The organism is Paraglaciecola sp. (assembly GCF_039942875.1).
GTDB lineage: Bacteria > Pseudomonadota > Gammaproteobacteria > Enterobacterales > Alteromonadaceae > Paraglaciecola.
Window position 1 is genome coordinate 26,264 of the sequence record NZ_JBDVBQ010000056.1, and the last position, 17,263, is coordinate 43,526.

At 39.3% G+C, this 17,263-nt stretch carries 13 protein-coding genes; 6 read left to right on the forward strand and 7 right to left on the reverse strand.

Features of this window, described 5'->3' with window-relative positions; genetic code table 11:
- Positions 1 to 118: 118 nt before the first annotated feature.
- Both ABJE44_RS19735 and ABJE44_RS19740 read right to left on the reverse strand, forming a co-directional pair.
- The gene (locus ABJE44_RS19735) at positions 119 to 1,063 is read right to left on the reverse strand and encodes a hypothetical protein (RefSeq protein WP_348110503.1); all 945 of its coding nucleotides are present in this window, start codon (positions 1,061 to 1,063) and stop codon (positions 119 to 121) included.
- The gene (locus ABJE44_RS19740; protein ID WP_348110502.1) at positions 1,060 to 1,935 is read right to left on the reverse strand and encodes a PhnD/SsuA/transferrin family substrate-binding protein; all 876 of its coding nucleotides are present in this window, start codon (positions 1,933 to 1,935) and stop codon (positions 1,060 to 1,062) included. The genes ABJE44_RS19735 and ABJE44_RS19740 overlap by 4 nt, the downstream gene beginning before the upstream one ends.
- 363 nt (positions 1,936 to 2,298) lie before the next feature.
- Here ABJE44_RS19740 and ABJE44_RS19745 point away from each other — a divergent pair, with 363 nt between their 5' ends.
- Positions 2,299 to 5,355, forward strand: coding sequence for a TonB-dependent receptor (locus tag ABJE44_RS19745; RefSeq protein ID WP_348110501.1), 3,057 nt, complete (start codon positions 2,299 to 2,301; stop codon positions 5,353 to 5,355).
- A gap of 75 nt (positions 5,356 to 5,430) precedes the next feature.
- Positions 5,431 to 6,609: an endonuclease/exonuclease/phosphatase family protein gene (locus ABJE44_RS19750; RefSeq protein ID WP_348110500.1), complete on the forward strand. Its 1,179-nt coding sequence runs from the start codon at positions 5,431 to 5,433 to the stop codon at positions 6,607 to 6,609.
- 20 nt (positions 6,610 to 6,629) lie between these two features.
- On the opposite strand, the gene argR is transcribed toward ABJE44_RS19750, so the two are convergent.
- Entirely contained in the window at positions 6,630 to 7,094 is a 465-nt protein-coding gene (gene argR, locus ABJE44_RS19755; protein ID WP_133470720.1) for a transcriptional regulator ArgR, read from the reverse strand.
- 282 nt (positions 7,095 to 7,376) lie between these two features.
- Between argR and mdh the strand changes: the two genes are divergently transcribed.
- Positions 7,377 to 8,312, forward strand: a complete 936-nt coding sequence (mdh, locus tag ABJE44_RS19760; protein ID WP_348110499.1) for a malate dehydrogenase — start codon at positions 7,377 to 7,379, stop codon at positions 8,310 to 8,312.
- A 63-nt stretch (positions 8,313 to 8,375) separates the two neighbouring features.
- Here mdh and ABJE44_RS19765 read toward each other — a convergent pair whose 3' ends face one another.
- Positions 8,376 to 8,996 carry a DUF2726 domain-containing protein gene (locus ABJE44_RS19765; protein WP_348110498.1) on the reverse strand — a complete coding sequence of 207 codons (621 nt, stop codon included), beginning with the start codon at positions 8,994 to 8,996 and terminating at the stop codon, positions 8,376 to 8,378.
- A 130-nt stretch (positions 8,997 to 9,126) separates the two neighbouring features.
- Positions 9,127 to 9,513, reverse strand: coding sequence for a hypothetical protein (locus ABJE44_RS19770; RefSeq protein WP_348110497.1), 387 nt, complete (start codon positions 9,511 to 9,513; stop codon positions 9,127 to 9,129).
- Positions 9,514 to 9,620: 107 nt separating this feature from the next.
- On the opposite strand from ABJE44_RS19770, the gene ABJE44_RS19775 reads away from it, so the two are divergent.
- From ABJE44_RS19775 to ABJE44_RS19785, 3 genes are all read left to right on the forward strand, one after another.
- Complete coding sequence (locus tag ABJE44_RS19775) at positions 9,621 to 10,148, forward strand: DUF2937 family protein (protein WP_348110496.1); 528 nt, start codon at positions 9,621 to 9,623, stop codon at positions 10,146 to 10,148.
- Positions 10,145 to 10,450 (forward strand): antibiotic biosynthesis monooxygenase, encoded by a 306-nt coding sequence (locus ABJE44_RS19780; protein WP_348110495.1) that lies wholly within the window; start codon positions 10,145 to 10,147, stop codon positions 10,448 to 10,450. Before ABJE44_RS19775 ends, ABJE44_RS19780 begins: the two co-directional genes overlap by 4 nt.
- A 114-nt stretch (positions 10,451 to 10,564) precedes the next feature.
- Positions 10,565 to 11,218 carry a DsbA family oxidoreductase gene (locus ABJE44_RS19785; RefSeq protein ID WP_348110494.1) on the forward strand — a complete coding sequence of 218 codons (654 nt, stop codon included), beginning with the start codon at positions 10,565 to 10,567 and terminating at the stop codon, positions 11,216 to 11,218.
- Between the two features lie 89 nt (positions 11,219 to 11,307).
- Here the strand turns inward: ABJE44_RS19785 and ABJE44_RS19790 are convergent, their stop codons facing one another.
- Together ABJE44_RS19790 and gltB are read right to left on the reverse strand one after the other, a co-directional pair.
- The gene (locus ABJE44_RS19790; protein WP_348110493.1) at positions 11,308 to 12,723 is read right to left on the reverse strand and encodes an FAD-dependent oxidoreductase; all 1,416 of its coding nucleotides are present in this window, start codon (positions 12,721 to 12,723) and stop codon (positions 11,308 to 11,310) included.
- Between the two features lie 10 nt (positions 12,724 to 12,733).
- Positions 12,734 to 17,200 (reverse strand): glutamate synthase large subunit, encoded by a 4,467-nt coding sequence (gltB, locus tag ABJE44_RS19795; RefSeq protein ID WP_348110492.1) that lies wholly within the window; start codon positions 17,198 to 17,200, stop codon positions 12,734 to 12,736.
- Positions 17,201 to 17,263 lie beyond the last annotated feature (63 nt).

Here is a 17,263-nt window from a genome sequence, read left to right on the forward strand (position 1 = left end):
GAAAGATAACAGCGGAAACGCAAAAAGTCAGCACTTGAAATCCGCTTTCAAGTAACTAATGAAGTAATAGGCTCTGAACTGATTGTTTTTTATTCTATCGATAAATTTATAGTCGTATTTATTTACCAATTATTTCTAAATGCGATGGGTCAATGTGCTCAAGCGCATAGTTATGAAGTTTAGATCTAGATCCTTCTCCTTGAGCTTTGGGAGGATAAAAGAGCTCTTTTTCGTGGGGCTGATGTAAAAATACAGCATCTAAAGTTGCCCTAATTTCACTCAATGTTTTGTCTAAATTGGTACTGAAGTCGGGACGTTTTCGCTTGGTATGACCAATTTCAATTAGTCTGTAAAAATACTTATTTGCTAAAGCTATTATGTCTTCTGGTACATCTTTGCTTTGATTTAGAAGAGGGTTTGGCTCTTTTATACAGTACTCTAATAAAGCGACATAAAAACAAAATGGCTTATTGGATAGCTCTACTTTTTTTCCAAATTTTACATTGTTTAGGGTCTTGTCGTGTAGGTTGATGGATAATTTCACGGGTGAGTCTGGGGCCGAAGGCTCACTTAGATTGTTGTCAGCGTTATTGCCTTTTGCATAAATTTTATAATTTAGGTAAGTAAAAATTAGGGCTAAAAATAGAGCTATAGGGGTTAGCGTCGTTAAATAGGGCCATTTGAATACCGCTATTGAAACCTCAATTTTTTGACCTGTCGGCGTTAGGGTTGAATTACGTGTTAGATACGCCCCGTCAATATCAATACTGACATTTTGCAGTTTTAATAGTTTTACATTGGAATCTTGTTCAGTTAAGTAAAGATTAAGCTGATCAATGTAACGCTTAACTGATGGGGGGTGGGAAATAGTATTGAATATTGGATTGGCTAAACGAAGTTTGCTGATGTCCAATGCTATTCTTTTCTCTATGTTTAGGGTAAATAGACTGGCTTCATATTGGTGTTGAAAATATTTTGCAGTTGAGTAAGTACCTTGAAACATTATCCATAAAATAAAAAAGTAGCCAGTATATTTGTATGATGTTAACTGTGGTGAAGTCATAATTGAGGCACTTCTATTAATAAACATTCATCGGGTAATGACATATGATTGAAATATTCAGAGCCCATGTTAGGACTCAACATTAATAGTATTTTTTGCATCTCACACACTAAATCTGTGTTTTGGGTATCCATCTTTAAATACCACTTCGCTCCACTTACATTTTCCTGAATTCGGGTAATGTAATTTTGCGAGAACTTTTTACTGTCTTCTTCTTGCCAATAAGATGAAATAATATCCACCTTTCCTGAGGCTAATAATTTACGTAACTCATTGTGATCATTCGCATAAGTAATCTTTACATCCTGTTCAGATAAATCCAAAGATTTTAGCATTCCCTTGGGTATTATGTGGCCAGAGCGGCTGCTGGGATAATCTAATAAACCTAATTTCTTGCCCCATAAATATTGTTTGTTGATAATCGGCTTTTCTTTTACTGAAATTAAATAGGCAGAGTAGTTTTGATAAGCCCCAATGACTTTATAACCATATGTTTGATCGGTGGCAAAAGCATTCATTAGATTTTCTTTTACTAAGGCTAAATGTGCTAAGCCTTTACCTATATACTGAATAATATCTTCATCTCTATTGCTCCATCTAACCTCAACTACTCCAAATTGCCGATCGATTACTGGGTCAGAGCATAAAGCGTCAAGTAATAAGTCTGCTTGATATTGATCTTCCACAAGAACAACAAAGCTATCTGCATTTGTTTTTGAATGAGTATGACAAGAATCTGACTCATTGATGATGACAGGAATCGGTTCTGGAGTATTTACATTTACATAGGCACCTAAACACCACATCAAAATTATGGATAAACTGATCGCAGAAAGAAAAATTGTTTTGTAATATGGTGAAAAAATAGACAAAATTTAGTGGGCTAAGCTTACTTGTTGAGATGCTATTTGTTGATTTCAACAGTTAGTTTTATTTATTGCAATAGGTAAGTTTATTTGTTTGAGTTAAGTTGTTGATTTTTATGAATTAATAAAAAACAAGGTTGAATGATATTAAATGCTTTTTACTTTTTGTAATTTGTTCAGTATAGACGTATGTGTTTTAATTAGTAATAAGCTAAAAAAATACGCCAGTACTTATTTTGTACAGGGAGTTTTCAAAATAAAAATAAAAGAAATAATTTAATAAAATAGCAATATTTAGTAGGTACAGTTTCGTCAAGCATACTATATATGCCAAAAAACTTAGAAAACACAAAACTTAGGAAACACACAATGTTTAAGAAAACTAAACTCAATCGCATAGCGATTGCAGTGGCCATGTCTGTTGGCATGTCTTCAGCTGCAATGGCGCAAGTTACCTCTTCTGGGATGTCAGGACAGATCGTTGGTCCAAATGGTAATCCAGCTGCAGGAACAGAAGTAAAAGTTACGCACGTTCCAACTGGCTCTGTAAAAACGGTATTAGTTAATTCAGCTGGTACCTTTAACTTGAGAGGCTTACGTGTAGGCGGCCCTTATATTATTGAATTAGACTCAGATACCTTTGCAGATCAAACCATCAGTGATATTTATTTAGAGTTAGGTGATACTTACAGTCTTAATCGTGCATTAGAAAGTGAAGTAAACATTGAACGTATTTCTGTTACTGCATCTCAAATTAGTAGTGCAGCGTTTGGTCAAATAGGCCCTTCTGCTAGTTTTGATCTTTCTACATTGGAGAATGCTCCTGCAATCAACCGTGACCTTACAGATATAATACGTATAGACCCTCGTGTTTATGTTGATGAAGGCGGAAATGGCGGAATACAGTGCGCAGGTAAGAGCCCTCGCTTCAACAGTTTAACTGTTGATGGTGTTCGTATGAATGACTTGTTTGGTCTTAATTCAAACGGTTACCCAACAGAAAGAATGCCTTTCTCTTATGACGCTATCGAAAGTGTTGCAGTTGAAATTGCACCATTTGATGTTATTTACGGTGGATTCTCTGCTTGTAACATTAGTGCGGTAAGTAAAACCGGTACTAATGAAGTGCATGGTTCGTTTTTTGCGGATTATGGAAGCGATGAGCTAAGAGGCGATTCTTTAGAAGGCGAAGGTGTTTCTCTTGGTAATTATTCAGAAAGAAGATACGGCTTCACAGTTGGAGCTCCGTTGATAAAAGATAAATTGTTCATCTTTGCTTCGTACGAAAAATTAGAAGGTGCAAACTTATTTGATCGTGGGGCCAGTGACTCTGATGCGGTTGTTAAAGTAGCAGCGACTCAAGATGAATTAGATCAAATAGTTAGTATTGCGAACAGCCTTTATAATTATGATCCAGGTTCAATTCCTTCAAGTTTAGAAAATGAAGATGAAAAGCTTCTAATTAAGCTAGATTGGAACATCAGTGAAAAACATCGTGCTTCGTTTACCTATAACTACAACGATGGTAATAACTTCACTGAGTCAGATGGTGATTCAGATGAATTCGAGTTTTCAAATCACCTATATGAGCGTGGCGCAGAGTTAGAGTCTTTCGTTGGTTCGTTTTATTCTGATTGGTCAGATAAATTCTCTACAGAGATTCGTTTGTCTCGTACAGAGCTAGATAATCGCCAGAATTCAGTTGGTGGTGACGGAACGCCAGGTGGTAATGACTTTGGTGAAATTCGTATCCAAACGGAGAATGGAGTTGATGTTTATATTGGTTCTGATGATAGTCGTCAAGCTAATGACCTCGATTGGACTGCTAACAGCATTATGTTACGTGGTAACTATTACGCTGATAATGGGCATACTTTTACTTTTGGATATGAGCAAGATAAGTTAGATATTTTCAATTTATTCGTTCAGCACACAGAAACGGAAATCCGTTTTTATAACCAATATGACAATGATGGTGTTTTAATCAGTTCAGGTATCGACCAATTTGAAGCTGGATTAGCAGACGCAATCTACTACAACTACGCTATTGACGGTGAGTTGGATCACGCTGCTGCGGACTGGAGTTACGCAACTCATAGTTTATACGCTCAAGATGAATTTTATCTAACAGACGACCTTACAATAGTTGCTGGTTTACGTTATGACTGGATTACTTCCTCAGATAAGCCAGCAGAAAATTCTGACTTTGTTGCAGATTATGGATTTAGTAACTCTGCTAACCTAGACGGCGTTGGTTTATTTCAACCACGTGTTGGATTTAACTATACCCTTAGTGCTACTACTGAATTACGCGGTGGGTTAGGTTTATTCTCTGGTGGTAACCCTAACGTTTGGATGTCTAATAACTACTCAAACACTAATACTACTCAAGTAGGTGCTAGAGGACGTGATCACGGATATACCGATGGTTCACGCAGTTTGTTTGATGACGACATAGTATGGGTAAATACTGAAGAAGGTGTGACTGCAGGTCCTGGTTACTCTATTCCTTCTGAGTTAGATGCAGATGTTGATGCTGGTGAAGGTTCTAACTTTGAATTAAATTACTTAGATCCAGGTTTTGACATGCCTAGTGAATGGAAGTTGTCTGCTGGTTTAACCCATGAGACTGCCGCTGAATATATCTTCAATGCAGATTTACTTGTAACCTTTACTCAAAACCAAGCTATGACTTTCGCGGGTCAGTTAGAAGAAGATGGTGTGAATGATGAAGGTTATGTTAATTACTCAGATAGTAAAATGGATACGTTTGTATTGACAAACTCTGATGAAACTTCTGTTTCTTATTCATTGACTGGTACAGTAGAAAAGTCTTGGGAGTCAGGTGTTCGTTTATTCGCAGGTTATACCTATAACCACGCAGAAGATACGCAACCAATGACTAGCTCTGTTGCATTTTCTAACTATCAGTATCGTGCCTTTACTAATCCAAACGAAGATGTTTCTTCATTGTCTGATTGGAACATTGCGCACCGTTTTACAGCCGATTTAAGCTACACAGTTGAATTGTTTGATGGTTTAAATACCCGATTTAATTTGTATGCAGTTGCTCAATCGGGCAGTCCATATAGTTTAACTCGTGATGATGGAAATAGTATTTTTGGCTTCGCTCCTTACATTGACAGCAATAGTGTATTACCTATTGGTGGAGAGCGTAACGGTGAGGAAGCCCCTTGGTGGTCTAAAGTTGATATTGCAGTACGTCAAGATGTGCCTGCATTTGCTGAAGGGCATACTGCTTCAGTTAGTTTTGTAATTGATAATTTCACCAATATGTTGAATGACGATTGGGGTATATTAGAAGAGACTAACAGTACAGTAACTGTAGGTACTCCTAGTCCTGCATTCATTGATGGTGATGCATCACTTTGGGAAGCACGCATAGGATTTGATTACAAATTCTAAACTTTAATTAAGTTTTAATAATGTTAAAGCCGACTCGAATGAGTCGGATTTTTTGTTCTAAGGGGTATATTGTTAATGTTTAAATTGTATTTAGGGTTATTACTAATGTTGTCTTTAGGTGGGTGTGCGGTCACGCAAACGTCTTCAAAATTACGGGTCGCAACCTTTAATGTCAGCATGGAAGCCACAAATTATGTGGAACAAATTAGTAACATAGAGGGAAATGAGCTCTCTCAGTATTTAATTGCGGGTAATCACCTTCAGATCAAAAATATTGCTGAAATTATTCAAAGGGTTCAGCCTGATATTATTCTATTAAATGAATTTGACTATTTAGCTAGCTCTGACTCAGATATTAAAGCTTTCTTAGATAATTATTTAGCTTTGTCTCAGAATGACTCAAGCCCTGTTTTTTATCCATATTTCTTTGCCGCACCTGTGAACACAGGCGTTGATTCTGGCGTTGACCTTAACAAAGATGGTGTGACTTCAGGTACAAAAGATGATGCCTTTGGATTTGGCCTTTATCCTGGTCACTATGGCATGGTGGTGTTGAGTAAATACCCTATCAAAAAAAGCAATGTACGTACTTTTCAAAAGTTTCTGTGGAAAGATATGCCTGATAATTTGTTAGACACTGTTAAATATGAAGATGGCACTCATTATTACAGTGAAGAAGCTCAGCAGGTACTGCGCTTATCCTCTAAATCTCACTGGGATATTCCAATTGAGATCAATGGTAATGAGCTACATATTTTAGCAAGCCACCCAACCCCCCCTGTATTTGATGGTCCTGAAAATCGCAATGGTAAGCGAAACCATGATGAGATCCGTTTTTGGCGAGATTATTTATCCACAAAGACAGAATCAAGTTACATTTATGATGATAAAGGTGAGCGAGGAGGCTTTAAAGGAATAAACTTTGTCATAGTGGGTGACTTAAATGCTTCAGCTGATGAAGGGGATGGTTTGAAAAGAGGCATTCAAGGACTGTTAAATCATCCTGACGTAAACGATTCATTCACACCTGAAAGCCATGCAGCGAAGTTACATACACCCGATAGCACTTTTTCTGCGAGCCATACCGCATTTTGGAGAATGAGAGCGGATTATGTTTTGCCGTCAAACTCATTCAAAATAATAGACAGTGGAGTATTTTGGCCAGACAGTGATGACCTTCATTACCGTCTTATTAAAGATAGAAAAAGCTCTTCTGATCATAGACTGGTTTGGGTAGATTTAGAATTTATGTGATTGAGACTAAGGTGTTAGCCTCATACATTTTCAAAAAGCGCTTCAACTCTATCTCGGGTGTCTTCAATGTCATTAACATCAGCGGGTGCGATGAAAATAGTATCGTCACCTGCTATGGTCCCTAACACACCATCTTTTTTACCCAAAGAGTCTAGTAAGCGGGCGATGAGTTGTGCAGCTCCTGGGCTAGTTCTAATAATTACCATTGAATTATTATGTACAACATCTAGTACAAGTTGTTTAAGGGGGCTTTTCGCTGTTGGCATGCCCAATTCTGGAGGCAAGCAATATACCATGTCACCTCTAGCGTTTCGGGTTCGGACTGCGCCAAACTTACTTAGCATGCGAGACACTTTAGATTGGCTGATATTATCAAACTCTTGTGTTTTCAAGGCTTCAACAATATCTCCCTGAGAACCAAAACTTTCAGTTTTCAAAATATCTTTAAATGCTTTAATTAACGCTTCTTGTTTGTTACTTGCCATAAGTCCCTCGATTTTTAGTTAGACTATTTTGCCGTATTGCTTGGGTTTTCGCAATTTGCCCTTATAACGAATACGCGAATAAGAGCATTTTTTGGAACTGTTTGACTCTATTTATTCTTTAGTTGAATAATAATCATCAGCTTATGCATATATTAAAAACTTTCGGTTCCTTGTATAATCATTCGGTTACAAACTGTTAAACAAGAATAAACTTGTATTTCACAACCTCGTTAGCAATATCTTATTGATTGCAACGCAGAAAGTACTTCACAGGAGAGAATCATGAAAATAGCTGTATTAGGTGCAGCCGGCGGTATCGGCCAAGCGTTATCTTTATTGTTAAAAACTCAATTACCAGCAGGTTCAGAGTTATCTTTGTATGATGTTGCTCCAGTAGTTCCAGGTGTTGCTGTAGATTTAAGTCACATACCAACTGATGTGAAAGTTAAAGGTTATGGCAAAGATGACTTAGCTGATGCATTAACCGGCTGTGACATTGTATTGATACCAGCAGGTGTACCTCGTAAACCAGGTATGGATCGTTCTGACTTGTTTAACATTAACGCTGGCATCGTAAGAAACCTAGTAGACGGCATTGCAGATAATTGCCCTGAAGCTTGCACTTGTATTATCACTAACCCTGTAAATACAACTGTTGCAATTGCTGCAGAAGCTCTTAAAGCTAAAGGTGTTTACAACAAAAATAAATTATTTGGTGTAACGACTCTTGATGTTATCCGTGCCGAAACTTTTGTTGGTGATTTGAAAGGTTTGAACCCAGCTAACTTACATGTACCTGTAATCGGTGGTCATTCTGGTACAACTATCTTACCTCTACTTTCTCAAGTTGAAGGTGTAGAGTTTACTGACGAAGAAGTAGTAAGTCTTACAACTCGTATCCAAAATGCTGGTACTGAAGTAGTTGAAGCTAAAGCAGGTGGCGGTTCTGCGACATTATCTATGGGTCAAGCTGCAGCTCGTTTTTGTTTGTCTCTAGTTGACGCTATGCGTGGCGAAAATGTTGTTGAATATACTTACGTTGAAACCAATAGTGACGACGCGGTATTTTTCTCTCACCCAGTACGCCTAGGTAAAAACGGCGTAGAAGAAATTCTTTCTTACGGTGAGTTAAGTGAGTTTGAAGAAAACGCTAAAGCTTCTATGATTGAAGGCTTACGTGGTGATATCACTTTAGGTGTAGATTTCGTTAAAGGTTAATTAACCTTTAGAAAGAAAAAACCAGCAAGCTCGCTGGTTTTTTTATGCCTTTAATTTGAGTAGCTAGGCTGGAACAACTGGATTTCTAGGTACAGTCTTGTTGGTTCTAATAGGGCGAGTTGGCCTAGGTTGCCCCGTTAATTCATTGGTCAATGAATTCCTCCCCTGAGTAGTTGGAGGGCTTAGCTGTTTCAATTGTGTTTTTGGTAGTTTAGTGTAAATACAATCTCGTATATTCGCAGCTGTATAACCAGCCCGTACCTTAATTCTTACATGGGGAATGTGAGCCGCATCTAATGCACCACTTACAAAAAAGTCTCTTTGGCTCTTATAGCCTTCCTTCCCTTTTAGGTGTACTAAGTCGATTGCCATTACCGGCGACATATCACTCTTAGAACATAAAACGAAATCTAAATGTTTGCTGCTAGCTCTGGTGGTGGCACTAACACTGGTTTTTCTGTTAGTACTTTGGCGCACGCTTAAAATATCACTCATTTTAACGCGACATAGAATTCTGTATTCGTTGCCAACGGCTTCATCTATTAGAGATAGAAATGTGCGCTCCACAGGAGTAAACAAATTCCCTTTCTTCTGAAATGGAAAAGCAATGCCAGGTTCGTTAAGTTTCATTGCGGCTACTGCTACTATTATCAGTAGCATCATTAATATAATTCCAAGTTCCATGATCTCTCCAAGAGCCAATGTCGGTTTTTTGACAAACGTTTGTTGTTACTTGGATAAGCAAAGAGAGTGCCAATGAATTAGAAATAAATAATGGCACATGTAGAAGCAAGGAGGGTTAAGTAAGGAGTACCTAAATACTTGATTTAACTAAAATATCAACCTGACTTCCGGTGCCGTCTTTAGAAATGATAACTACTTTTTCACCATGCTCATATTGTAAAACGATTCTACCTTTCAACATCTTTTCATCTTCAGCCTCACCAAGCTCTTGAAGATAAAAGTTTTTTGTAGCTTGCTGGCCACTTACGGCAAAGTAAGACAAACTTGCGGGTAATTTAGTGTCAAATAGTTGGCAAAATTTCGCGTTTGGATAAAGGGGTAAAGTGTAAAAGTCAGCTGGGCAAATTTTGCTTACAGTTGGAGTAACCTGTTTATCTATCGATAGCTCGTCTGCAATTAAATTGCTTGAAGTTACCATCATAAGTAAGCTGGTAGATTTTAGAATATATTTTAACAAACACGTATCTCCTAGTATGTCCTTTTGCTTACTATAGAAGTTCATCAAGTTAGCAGCAAGGCAATTCAGTTGTGTAAAGGTATGCTGGCTGGGCAATGAGTATAATTATGATAAAACTATGTATAGATTATTTAAGGCTGACTTTGTTTTGTAGTGGTTTATTGATAGGTATTCAGGTGCCTGCCGTAGTGGACCAATATGAGAAACGAGTGGATGCGCAATTGACAGAAGCACAGGCTATTCTTGCTGGGTTTCAACAAACTGCAGAACGTTATTTTCAAGGTGATATACACGCTCTTTTAAAGCATTATGAGTTTAGTGAAGATGCGGTGTTTAGACATGATGCCCAAAATATTCGTTATATCACTGAGCGTGTCAGTTCATTAAAGGCAGAGCAAAACGCCTTGTTACAAAGTGCGGTTTACCGAGTGTTTCATGTGTTAGTTACTCCCGAGCGGGAGACATTTAGGCAAACCATGGAAAATTACAGTTATATGATATTAATTGATCTTCAAGCTCTAGTTTGGGGGGTATTATTTGGATTTTTAAGTGCCACTTTAGTTGAGGGAATATTACATCTATTTGGGTATTGTGTGAGCTGCCTTAGGCCACATAAACATAAGGATAATACGTGATTCTAGAGCAAGCGATATTAGATATTATTCCTGGCAAACAGCAAGAGTTTGAGGGGGCGTTTAAACAAGCACAAGTCATTATTTCGTCTATGGGGGGATATATTGACCATCAATTACAAAGATGTCTTGAAAAAGATAATCGTTATTTACTATTGGTGCGATGGCAAACTATAGAAGACCATACATTAGGTTTTAGAAAATCTCCTGAGTATCAGCAATGGAAGGCTTTATTACATCATTTTTATGACCCTTTTCCTGAAGTTGAGCATTTTCAGTGCTGTGGGGTTTTGAAACAAGTTTAAATTAAATACTAATTACATGTTTTTGGTTCATTTAAAGATAAATGAAAATAAATAGCTTCAAATACGTTCTATTTGTCATAACATAAAAATTTTAAATTCTTAGAGAAGAAAAATATGAAAGAACTCATACTGGACATTGTCTCTGATGTATCATGCCCTTGGTGCATAATTGGCTACAAAGCTTTAGAACAGGCTCTAAATAACCTTTCTTCAGAAATTGATGCCACTATTACTTGGCAGCCTTTTGAGTTAAATCCTCACATGCCTCCAGAAGGACAAGAAATAACAGAGCACATCACTCAAAAATATGGCATTAGTATTGAGCAAGCGGCTGAAAATCGTGAAGCTATTGTGCAGCGTGGCTTATCAGTTGGTTACGAGTTTGGTGAACGCCGTGGCGGAGGCATGATCTATAATACATTTGATGCCCACCGTTTACTGCATTGGGCTGAAGAGCTTGGGCGAGAGAAACAAATGGGATTAAAATTAGCCCTGTTTGATTTGTATTTTAAAGAAAATAGTAACCCAAGTGATTTTGAGCAACTGTTAGCTGTGATTGATAAGGTAGGTTTAGATGTTGCAGAAGCTAACGCTATTTTACACTCAGATAAATTTACGGCAGAAGTGCGAAAGCAACAACAGCATTATCAGGCTGCGGGCATCAGTTCAGTCCCCGCGGTGATTGTGAATAATAAACATCTCATCAGTGGCGGCCAACCTACAGAAATATTTGAAAAAGCACTCAAACAAATAGCGAATGAAGTTTAGCTAAAAATTTATATTTTTAACGTTGTGTAAAGTGATACAAAAAAGCCGCTCAAAGAGCGGCTATTTTGTATCGAATGATATCTAGCAAATTAGACATTTAAATAATCCATAATGCCTTCGGCTGCCACTCGGCCCTCGTCAATAGCTGTCACTACTAAGTCTGAACCACGTACCATATCTCCACCTGAGAAAATCTTAGGGTTTGATGTCTGGAAAGCGTACTTGCCATTTCTTGGAGCTCGTACACGACCTTTTTCATCCAATATAATCCCAAAGTCAGCAAACCAATTTGCTGGGCTAGGTTGAAAGCCAAAAGCTATAATAACGGCATCGGCTTCTAGTAGATGCTCAGAACCTTCGATAACAACAGGACGGCGACGGCCTTCAGCGTCGGGCTGGCCCATTTCGGTTTTCACCATAGTCACACCTATGGTTTTACCATTTTCATCAACTGCTATATCTAATGGCATTAAGTTAAACTCAAACTCTACGCCTTCTTCTCTTGCATTAACTACTTCACGGCGTGAGCCTGGCATACTGGCTTCGTCACGACGATAGGCACAGGTTACTTTAGTCGCGCCTTGACGGATTGAGGTACGAACACAATCCATAGTGGTATCCCCCCCCCCTAACACCACTACTTTTTTGTCTTTCATATCGACAAAGTCAGCGGGATCTTTTTCAAGACCAATATGACGATTAATATTCGCAATCAAGAAAGGGAGTGCTTCATATACACCTGGTGCTTTTTCGTTATCAAAACCACCTTGCATAGGTTTATATGTGCCCATTCCTAGGAAAACAGCATCATACTCATCTAGTAGTTTTTGGAATGGAATGTCTTTGCCAACCTCGGTATTTAAAACAAACTCTATACCCATTTCAGTGAAAATTTCGTGACGTAAATCGAGCACTTCTTTTTCTAACTTGAAAGCAGGAATACCAAACGTTAATAAGCCACCAATTTTTTCGTATTTGTCAAAAACAACAGGTTTAACACCGTTACGGATCAGAATATCAGCACAGCCAAGACCTGCAGGGCCTGCGCCAACAATGGCAACCTTTTTATCTGTTGCTACAACGCCAGACATGTCAGGTCTCCAACCTTGTTTAAAGGCTGTGTCCGTAATGTATTTTTCGATACTCCCTATAGTCACCGCCCCAAAATCTTCGTTCAGGGTACAGGCTCCTTCGCACAACCGGTCCTGAGGACAAACTCGACCGCAAACCTCTGGCAGGGTATTGGTCTTGCTAGAAAGTTCAGCCGCTTCAAATATACGTCCTTCATTGGCTAGGCTTAACCACTGAGGTATATAGTTGTGTACCGGACATTTCCATTCACAATAAGGGTTTCCACAATCAAGACATCGGTCAGCTTGACCCGCTACTTGCGTATCACTCATTGGCTGATAAATTTCAGCAAATTCTTCACGCCTGATGTGAGAGGGCTTTTTAGGTGGATCGATACGCTCTACATCAACAAATTGGTATACATTCTTCGACATGTGATACCCCTTATTGCACTTGAACACGAAGTTCGGCAGTTGACCGACTTATGTGTCCGAGTAAGTTCTTAACATCACTGGTTTTCGGTTTAACCAGTCTGAATTTAGGTAAATAACTTGCAAAATTACTTAGGATATTATGAGCATGTTGACTGCCCGTCGCTTCGTAATGCTTGTTAATTAAACCGCGTAAATGCTCGGTTAGAATGGCTCTATCTACAATAGATAGCATCTCAACTAATTCACCATTTACACGTTGCTCAATATCGTCTTGTTCATCCAATATATAAGCAAAACCGCCGGTCATACCGGCGCCAAAGTTAACACCTGTACGCCCAAGTACTGCAACTATTCCGCCTGTCATGTATTCACAGCCATTATCGCCAATACCTTCAACAACCGCTATGGCGCCTGAGTTACGTACTGCAAAACGTTCACCAGCTAAACCTGCGGCATATAATTTACCGCCGGTCGCACCGTATAAACATGTATTACCTGCAATCACACTTTCGTTAGACTTGAAAGTTGAGCTTGTCGGTGGGTGAATGATTAACTTACCACCGGCCATTCCTTTACCAACATAATCGTTAGCATCGCCAGCAATCTTCATCACTAAACCGCCTGCATTCCACACACCAAAACTTTGGCCTGCGGTACCAGTGAAGTTTAATTTGATAGGGTACTCATCCATGCCTTTGTTACCATGATGCTGAGCAATCAAACCAGACAATATAGCGCCCACTGAACGGTCAGTATTACGAATATCGTAATTGAAGGTACCGCCTTTTTTACTTTCAACTGCTTGACGTACATCGTTTAACAGTTGTTGATTTAGGTCACCTTTGTCAATTGGGTCGTTAGTCGCTTGGTTGCAGAATAATTTAGTGTGGTCGCCTGCTTCTGGTTTAGTCAAAATAGGGCTTAAATCTAATTTACTCTGTTTTGCAGTGACACCATCTAACATTTCTAGAAGGTCGGTACGTCCAATTAGCTCATCTAATTTACGAACCCCCATAGATGCCATGATTTCACGTACTTCTTGGGCTACAAACTTAAAGTAGTTCATTACCATTTCTGGTAAACCAATAAAGTAGTTATCACGTAGGTTTTCGTCTTGAGTTGCCACACCTGTCGCACAGTTGTTCAAGTGACAAATACGTAAATATTTACAACCTAAAGCAACCATAGGGCCTGTTCCGAATCCGAAGCTTTCAGCACCTAAAATTGCGCCTTTAATAATATCTAAGCCTGTTTTTAAACCACCATCAGTTTGAACGCGTACTTTATGGCGAAGACCGTTACTGACTAAGGCTTGTTGAGTTTCAGCCAAGCCTAATTCCCAAGGACTACCTGCATATTTAACCGACGTTAACGGGCTTGCACCTGTTCCGCCGTCGTAACCAGAAATGGTAATTAGGTCAGCATAAGCCTTAGCAACACCACAAGCGATAGTTCCTACACCAGGTTCTGAAACTAATTTTACAGAAATAAGGGCGGTTGGATTCACTTGTTTCAAGTCAAAAATTAACTGAGCCAAATCTTCGATAGAATAAATATCATGATGAGGCGGTGGAGAAATCAAGGTCACACCTGGCACTGAGTGGCGTAACTCAGCTATATACTGATTGACTTTATCGCCAGGTAATTGACCACCTTCACCAGGTTTAGCACCTTGAGCAACTTTAATTTGCAGTACTTTCGCATTTACCAAGTAATGAGGCGTCACGCCAAAGCGGCCAGATGCAATTTGTTTGATGTTTGAATTACGTTCGTTACCAAAACGTTTTGGATCTTCACCACCTTCACCTGAGTTAGAGTTACCTCCTAAACGGTTCATGGCGATAGCGAGGGCTTCATGAGCTTCGGGGCTAAGGGCGCCAATTGACATAGCCGCTGTATCAAAACGTGGATATAAGCTTTCAGCTGGTTCAACCTCATCAATTGAAATAGCTTCAGTTGTAGGTGTTAAAGCCAACAGGTCACGTAAACAAGCGATTGGACGTTCGTTAACTAATTCACTGTACTTTTGATAGTCCTCATAATTTCCACTGACAACCGCTTTTTGCAGGGTAGTCACCACATCAGGATTATATGAGTGGTATTCACCACCGTGTACATACTTCAATAAACCGCCATGAGAAAGAGGTTTACGTTTAAGCCAAGCTACCCGGTTTAAGTTAATTTGATCTTGTTGGAAATCATCAAACCCCGCACCTTGTATGCGACTAGGCACACCTTTAAAGCAGGTTTCCATTACTGCATCGTTGATACCTATAGCTTCAAATAACTTGGAGCAACGATAACTGGCAATGGTTGAGATCCCCATTTTAGACATGATTTTATACAAGCCTTTATTAATCCCTTTACGATAATTAATAATGGCTTGCATGGGCGGGATATCTAATTGATTAGCTTCACACATTTGCTCAATGGTTTCATATGCAAGGAATGGATAAATAGCCGTTGCACCTAAACCTAATAATACAGCGTAATGATGTGGGTCTCTAACTGAAGCCGTTTCAACAACAATGTTAGCATCACAGCGCAGCCCTTTATCGACTAAGCGTTTCTGCACTGCTCCTACCGCCATTGCTGCAGGGATAGGAATACGGTTTGCTTTAATCGCTCGGTCAGACAAAATAACAAATGCGGCACGCTTGTGTGAAACTAAATGCTCTACTTCATCACATACTCTGCTGATCGCTTTTTTGAGGCCTTCATCTGGATTGTAGTTCAGCTCTACAAATTCAGTGTAGTAATGCTCTGGATCGTACTCACGAAGTTGTTTTAAATCGGTGTAAACCATAACGGGTGAGTCAAATAACACACGGTCAGCATAGCCAGATGTTTCTGTAAATACTGACTTTTCACGGCCAATACAAGTAGCCAGCGACATAACGTGATTTTCACGTAATGGATCGATCGGTGGGTTAGTTACCTGTGCAAACTGCTGTCTGAAATAGTCATAAATTGTACGGCTTTTACTAGAGAGAACAGCCATAGGTGTGTCATCACCCATAGAGCCTGTCGCCTCTTGACCATCTTTAGCAAGCACTTTGATGACTTGCTCCATCTCTTCAAAGCTAATATTAAATTGCTTGTAATAGGTGTTCATCATTTCATCGTCAAACATTCGTTTGCCGATTTCTGGTGTTTCGCACTCTTCAATTGGGGTAAGGCGGCGAATGCTATGATCTAACCATTCTTTATATGGGTGACGGTTTTTTAAATCATCATCAATTTCGTTAGAGCGCCAAATCCTTCCTGACTCAGTATCTATTGCGAACATTTCGCCTGGCGCTACACGGCCTTTTTCAACAACTTCAGATGGCTTGTAATCCCAAATGCCAACTTCTGAAGCAAGTGTAATTAATCCATCTTTAGTAATCACGTAACGGGCAGGGCGCAAACCATTACGGTCTAGGTTACAGGCAACATGGCGGCCATTAGTCAAAACTATACCGGCTGGTCCATCCCATGGTTCCATATGCATCGAGTTAAATTCGTAAAACGCTTTAAGGTCCTCATCCATGGTTTTGTTATTTTGATATGCGGGTGGAACAAGTAGGCGCATCGCGCGAAACAAGTCCATGCCGCCAGCTAAAAATAACTCTAACATATTGTCTAATGACGAAGAGTCTGATCCTATTTCATTTACAAATGGTGCTGCGTCTGCAAGGTCAGGAAGTAAAGGTGTTTTAAATTTACCAGTTCTAGCTTTAGCCCAGTCTCTGTTACCTCGTATAGTATTGATCTCACCATTGTGAGCTAAAAATCTAAAAGGTTGCGCCAATGGCCAACGAGGTAGTGTATTAGTTGAAAAACGTTGATGAAATACGCATATAGCAGACTTCATATTCTCGTCAGCTAAGTCTAAATAAAACTTAGGTAGGTCACCGGCCATTACTAAGCCTTTGTAAACGGTAACTAAGCTCGATAGGCTAGCAATATAAAACTCTTCATCTTCGGCTAAGCGCTTTTCAGTGCGGCGACGAGCCATGAATAATCGGCGTTCTAAGTCTTGAGAGCGCCATCCTGGAGGACCGTTAACGAAGACTTGTTCAATCTGTGGTACACAAGATGCAGCTAAATCACCTAATATTGTTTCGTCAGTTGGGACGACACGCCACCCAACAATACTCAAGGTTTCTTTTTCTAACTCTTCAGTTAATACGGCACGAGCAGCGTCGGCTAATGTAGTATCTTGATTTAAGAAAATTACACCAACGCCGTATTTATGGCTTAAATGCCAACCGTTATCAGCAGCTACTTGTTGGAAAAAAGCGTCTGGCTTTTGCATTAAAAGACCACAACCATCACCGGTTATGCCATCGGCAGCGATACCGCCTCGATGTTGCATACGGTCAAGCCCTTCAATCGCAGTACTGACTAATCTATGACTAGGCTCACCTTGAGTGTGGGCAATTAGGCCAAATCCACAATTATCTTTCGAATCATTCGGATGATATAAACTCATAATGTTCACTCCTTCAATCTTCGACTGGGCAGAAATTTGTATATCTATACTGCCAATTATAAA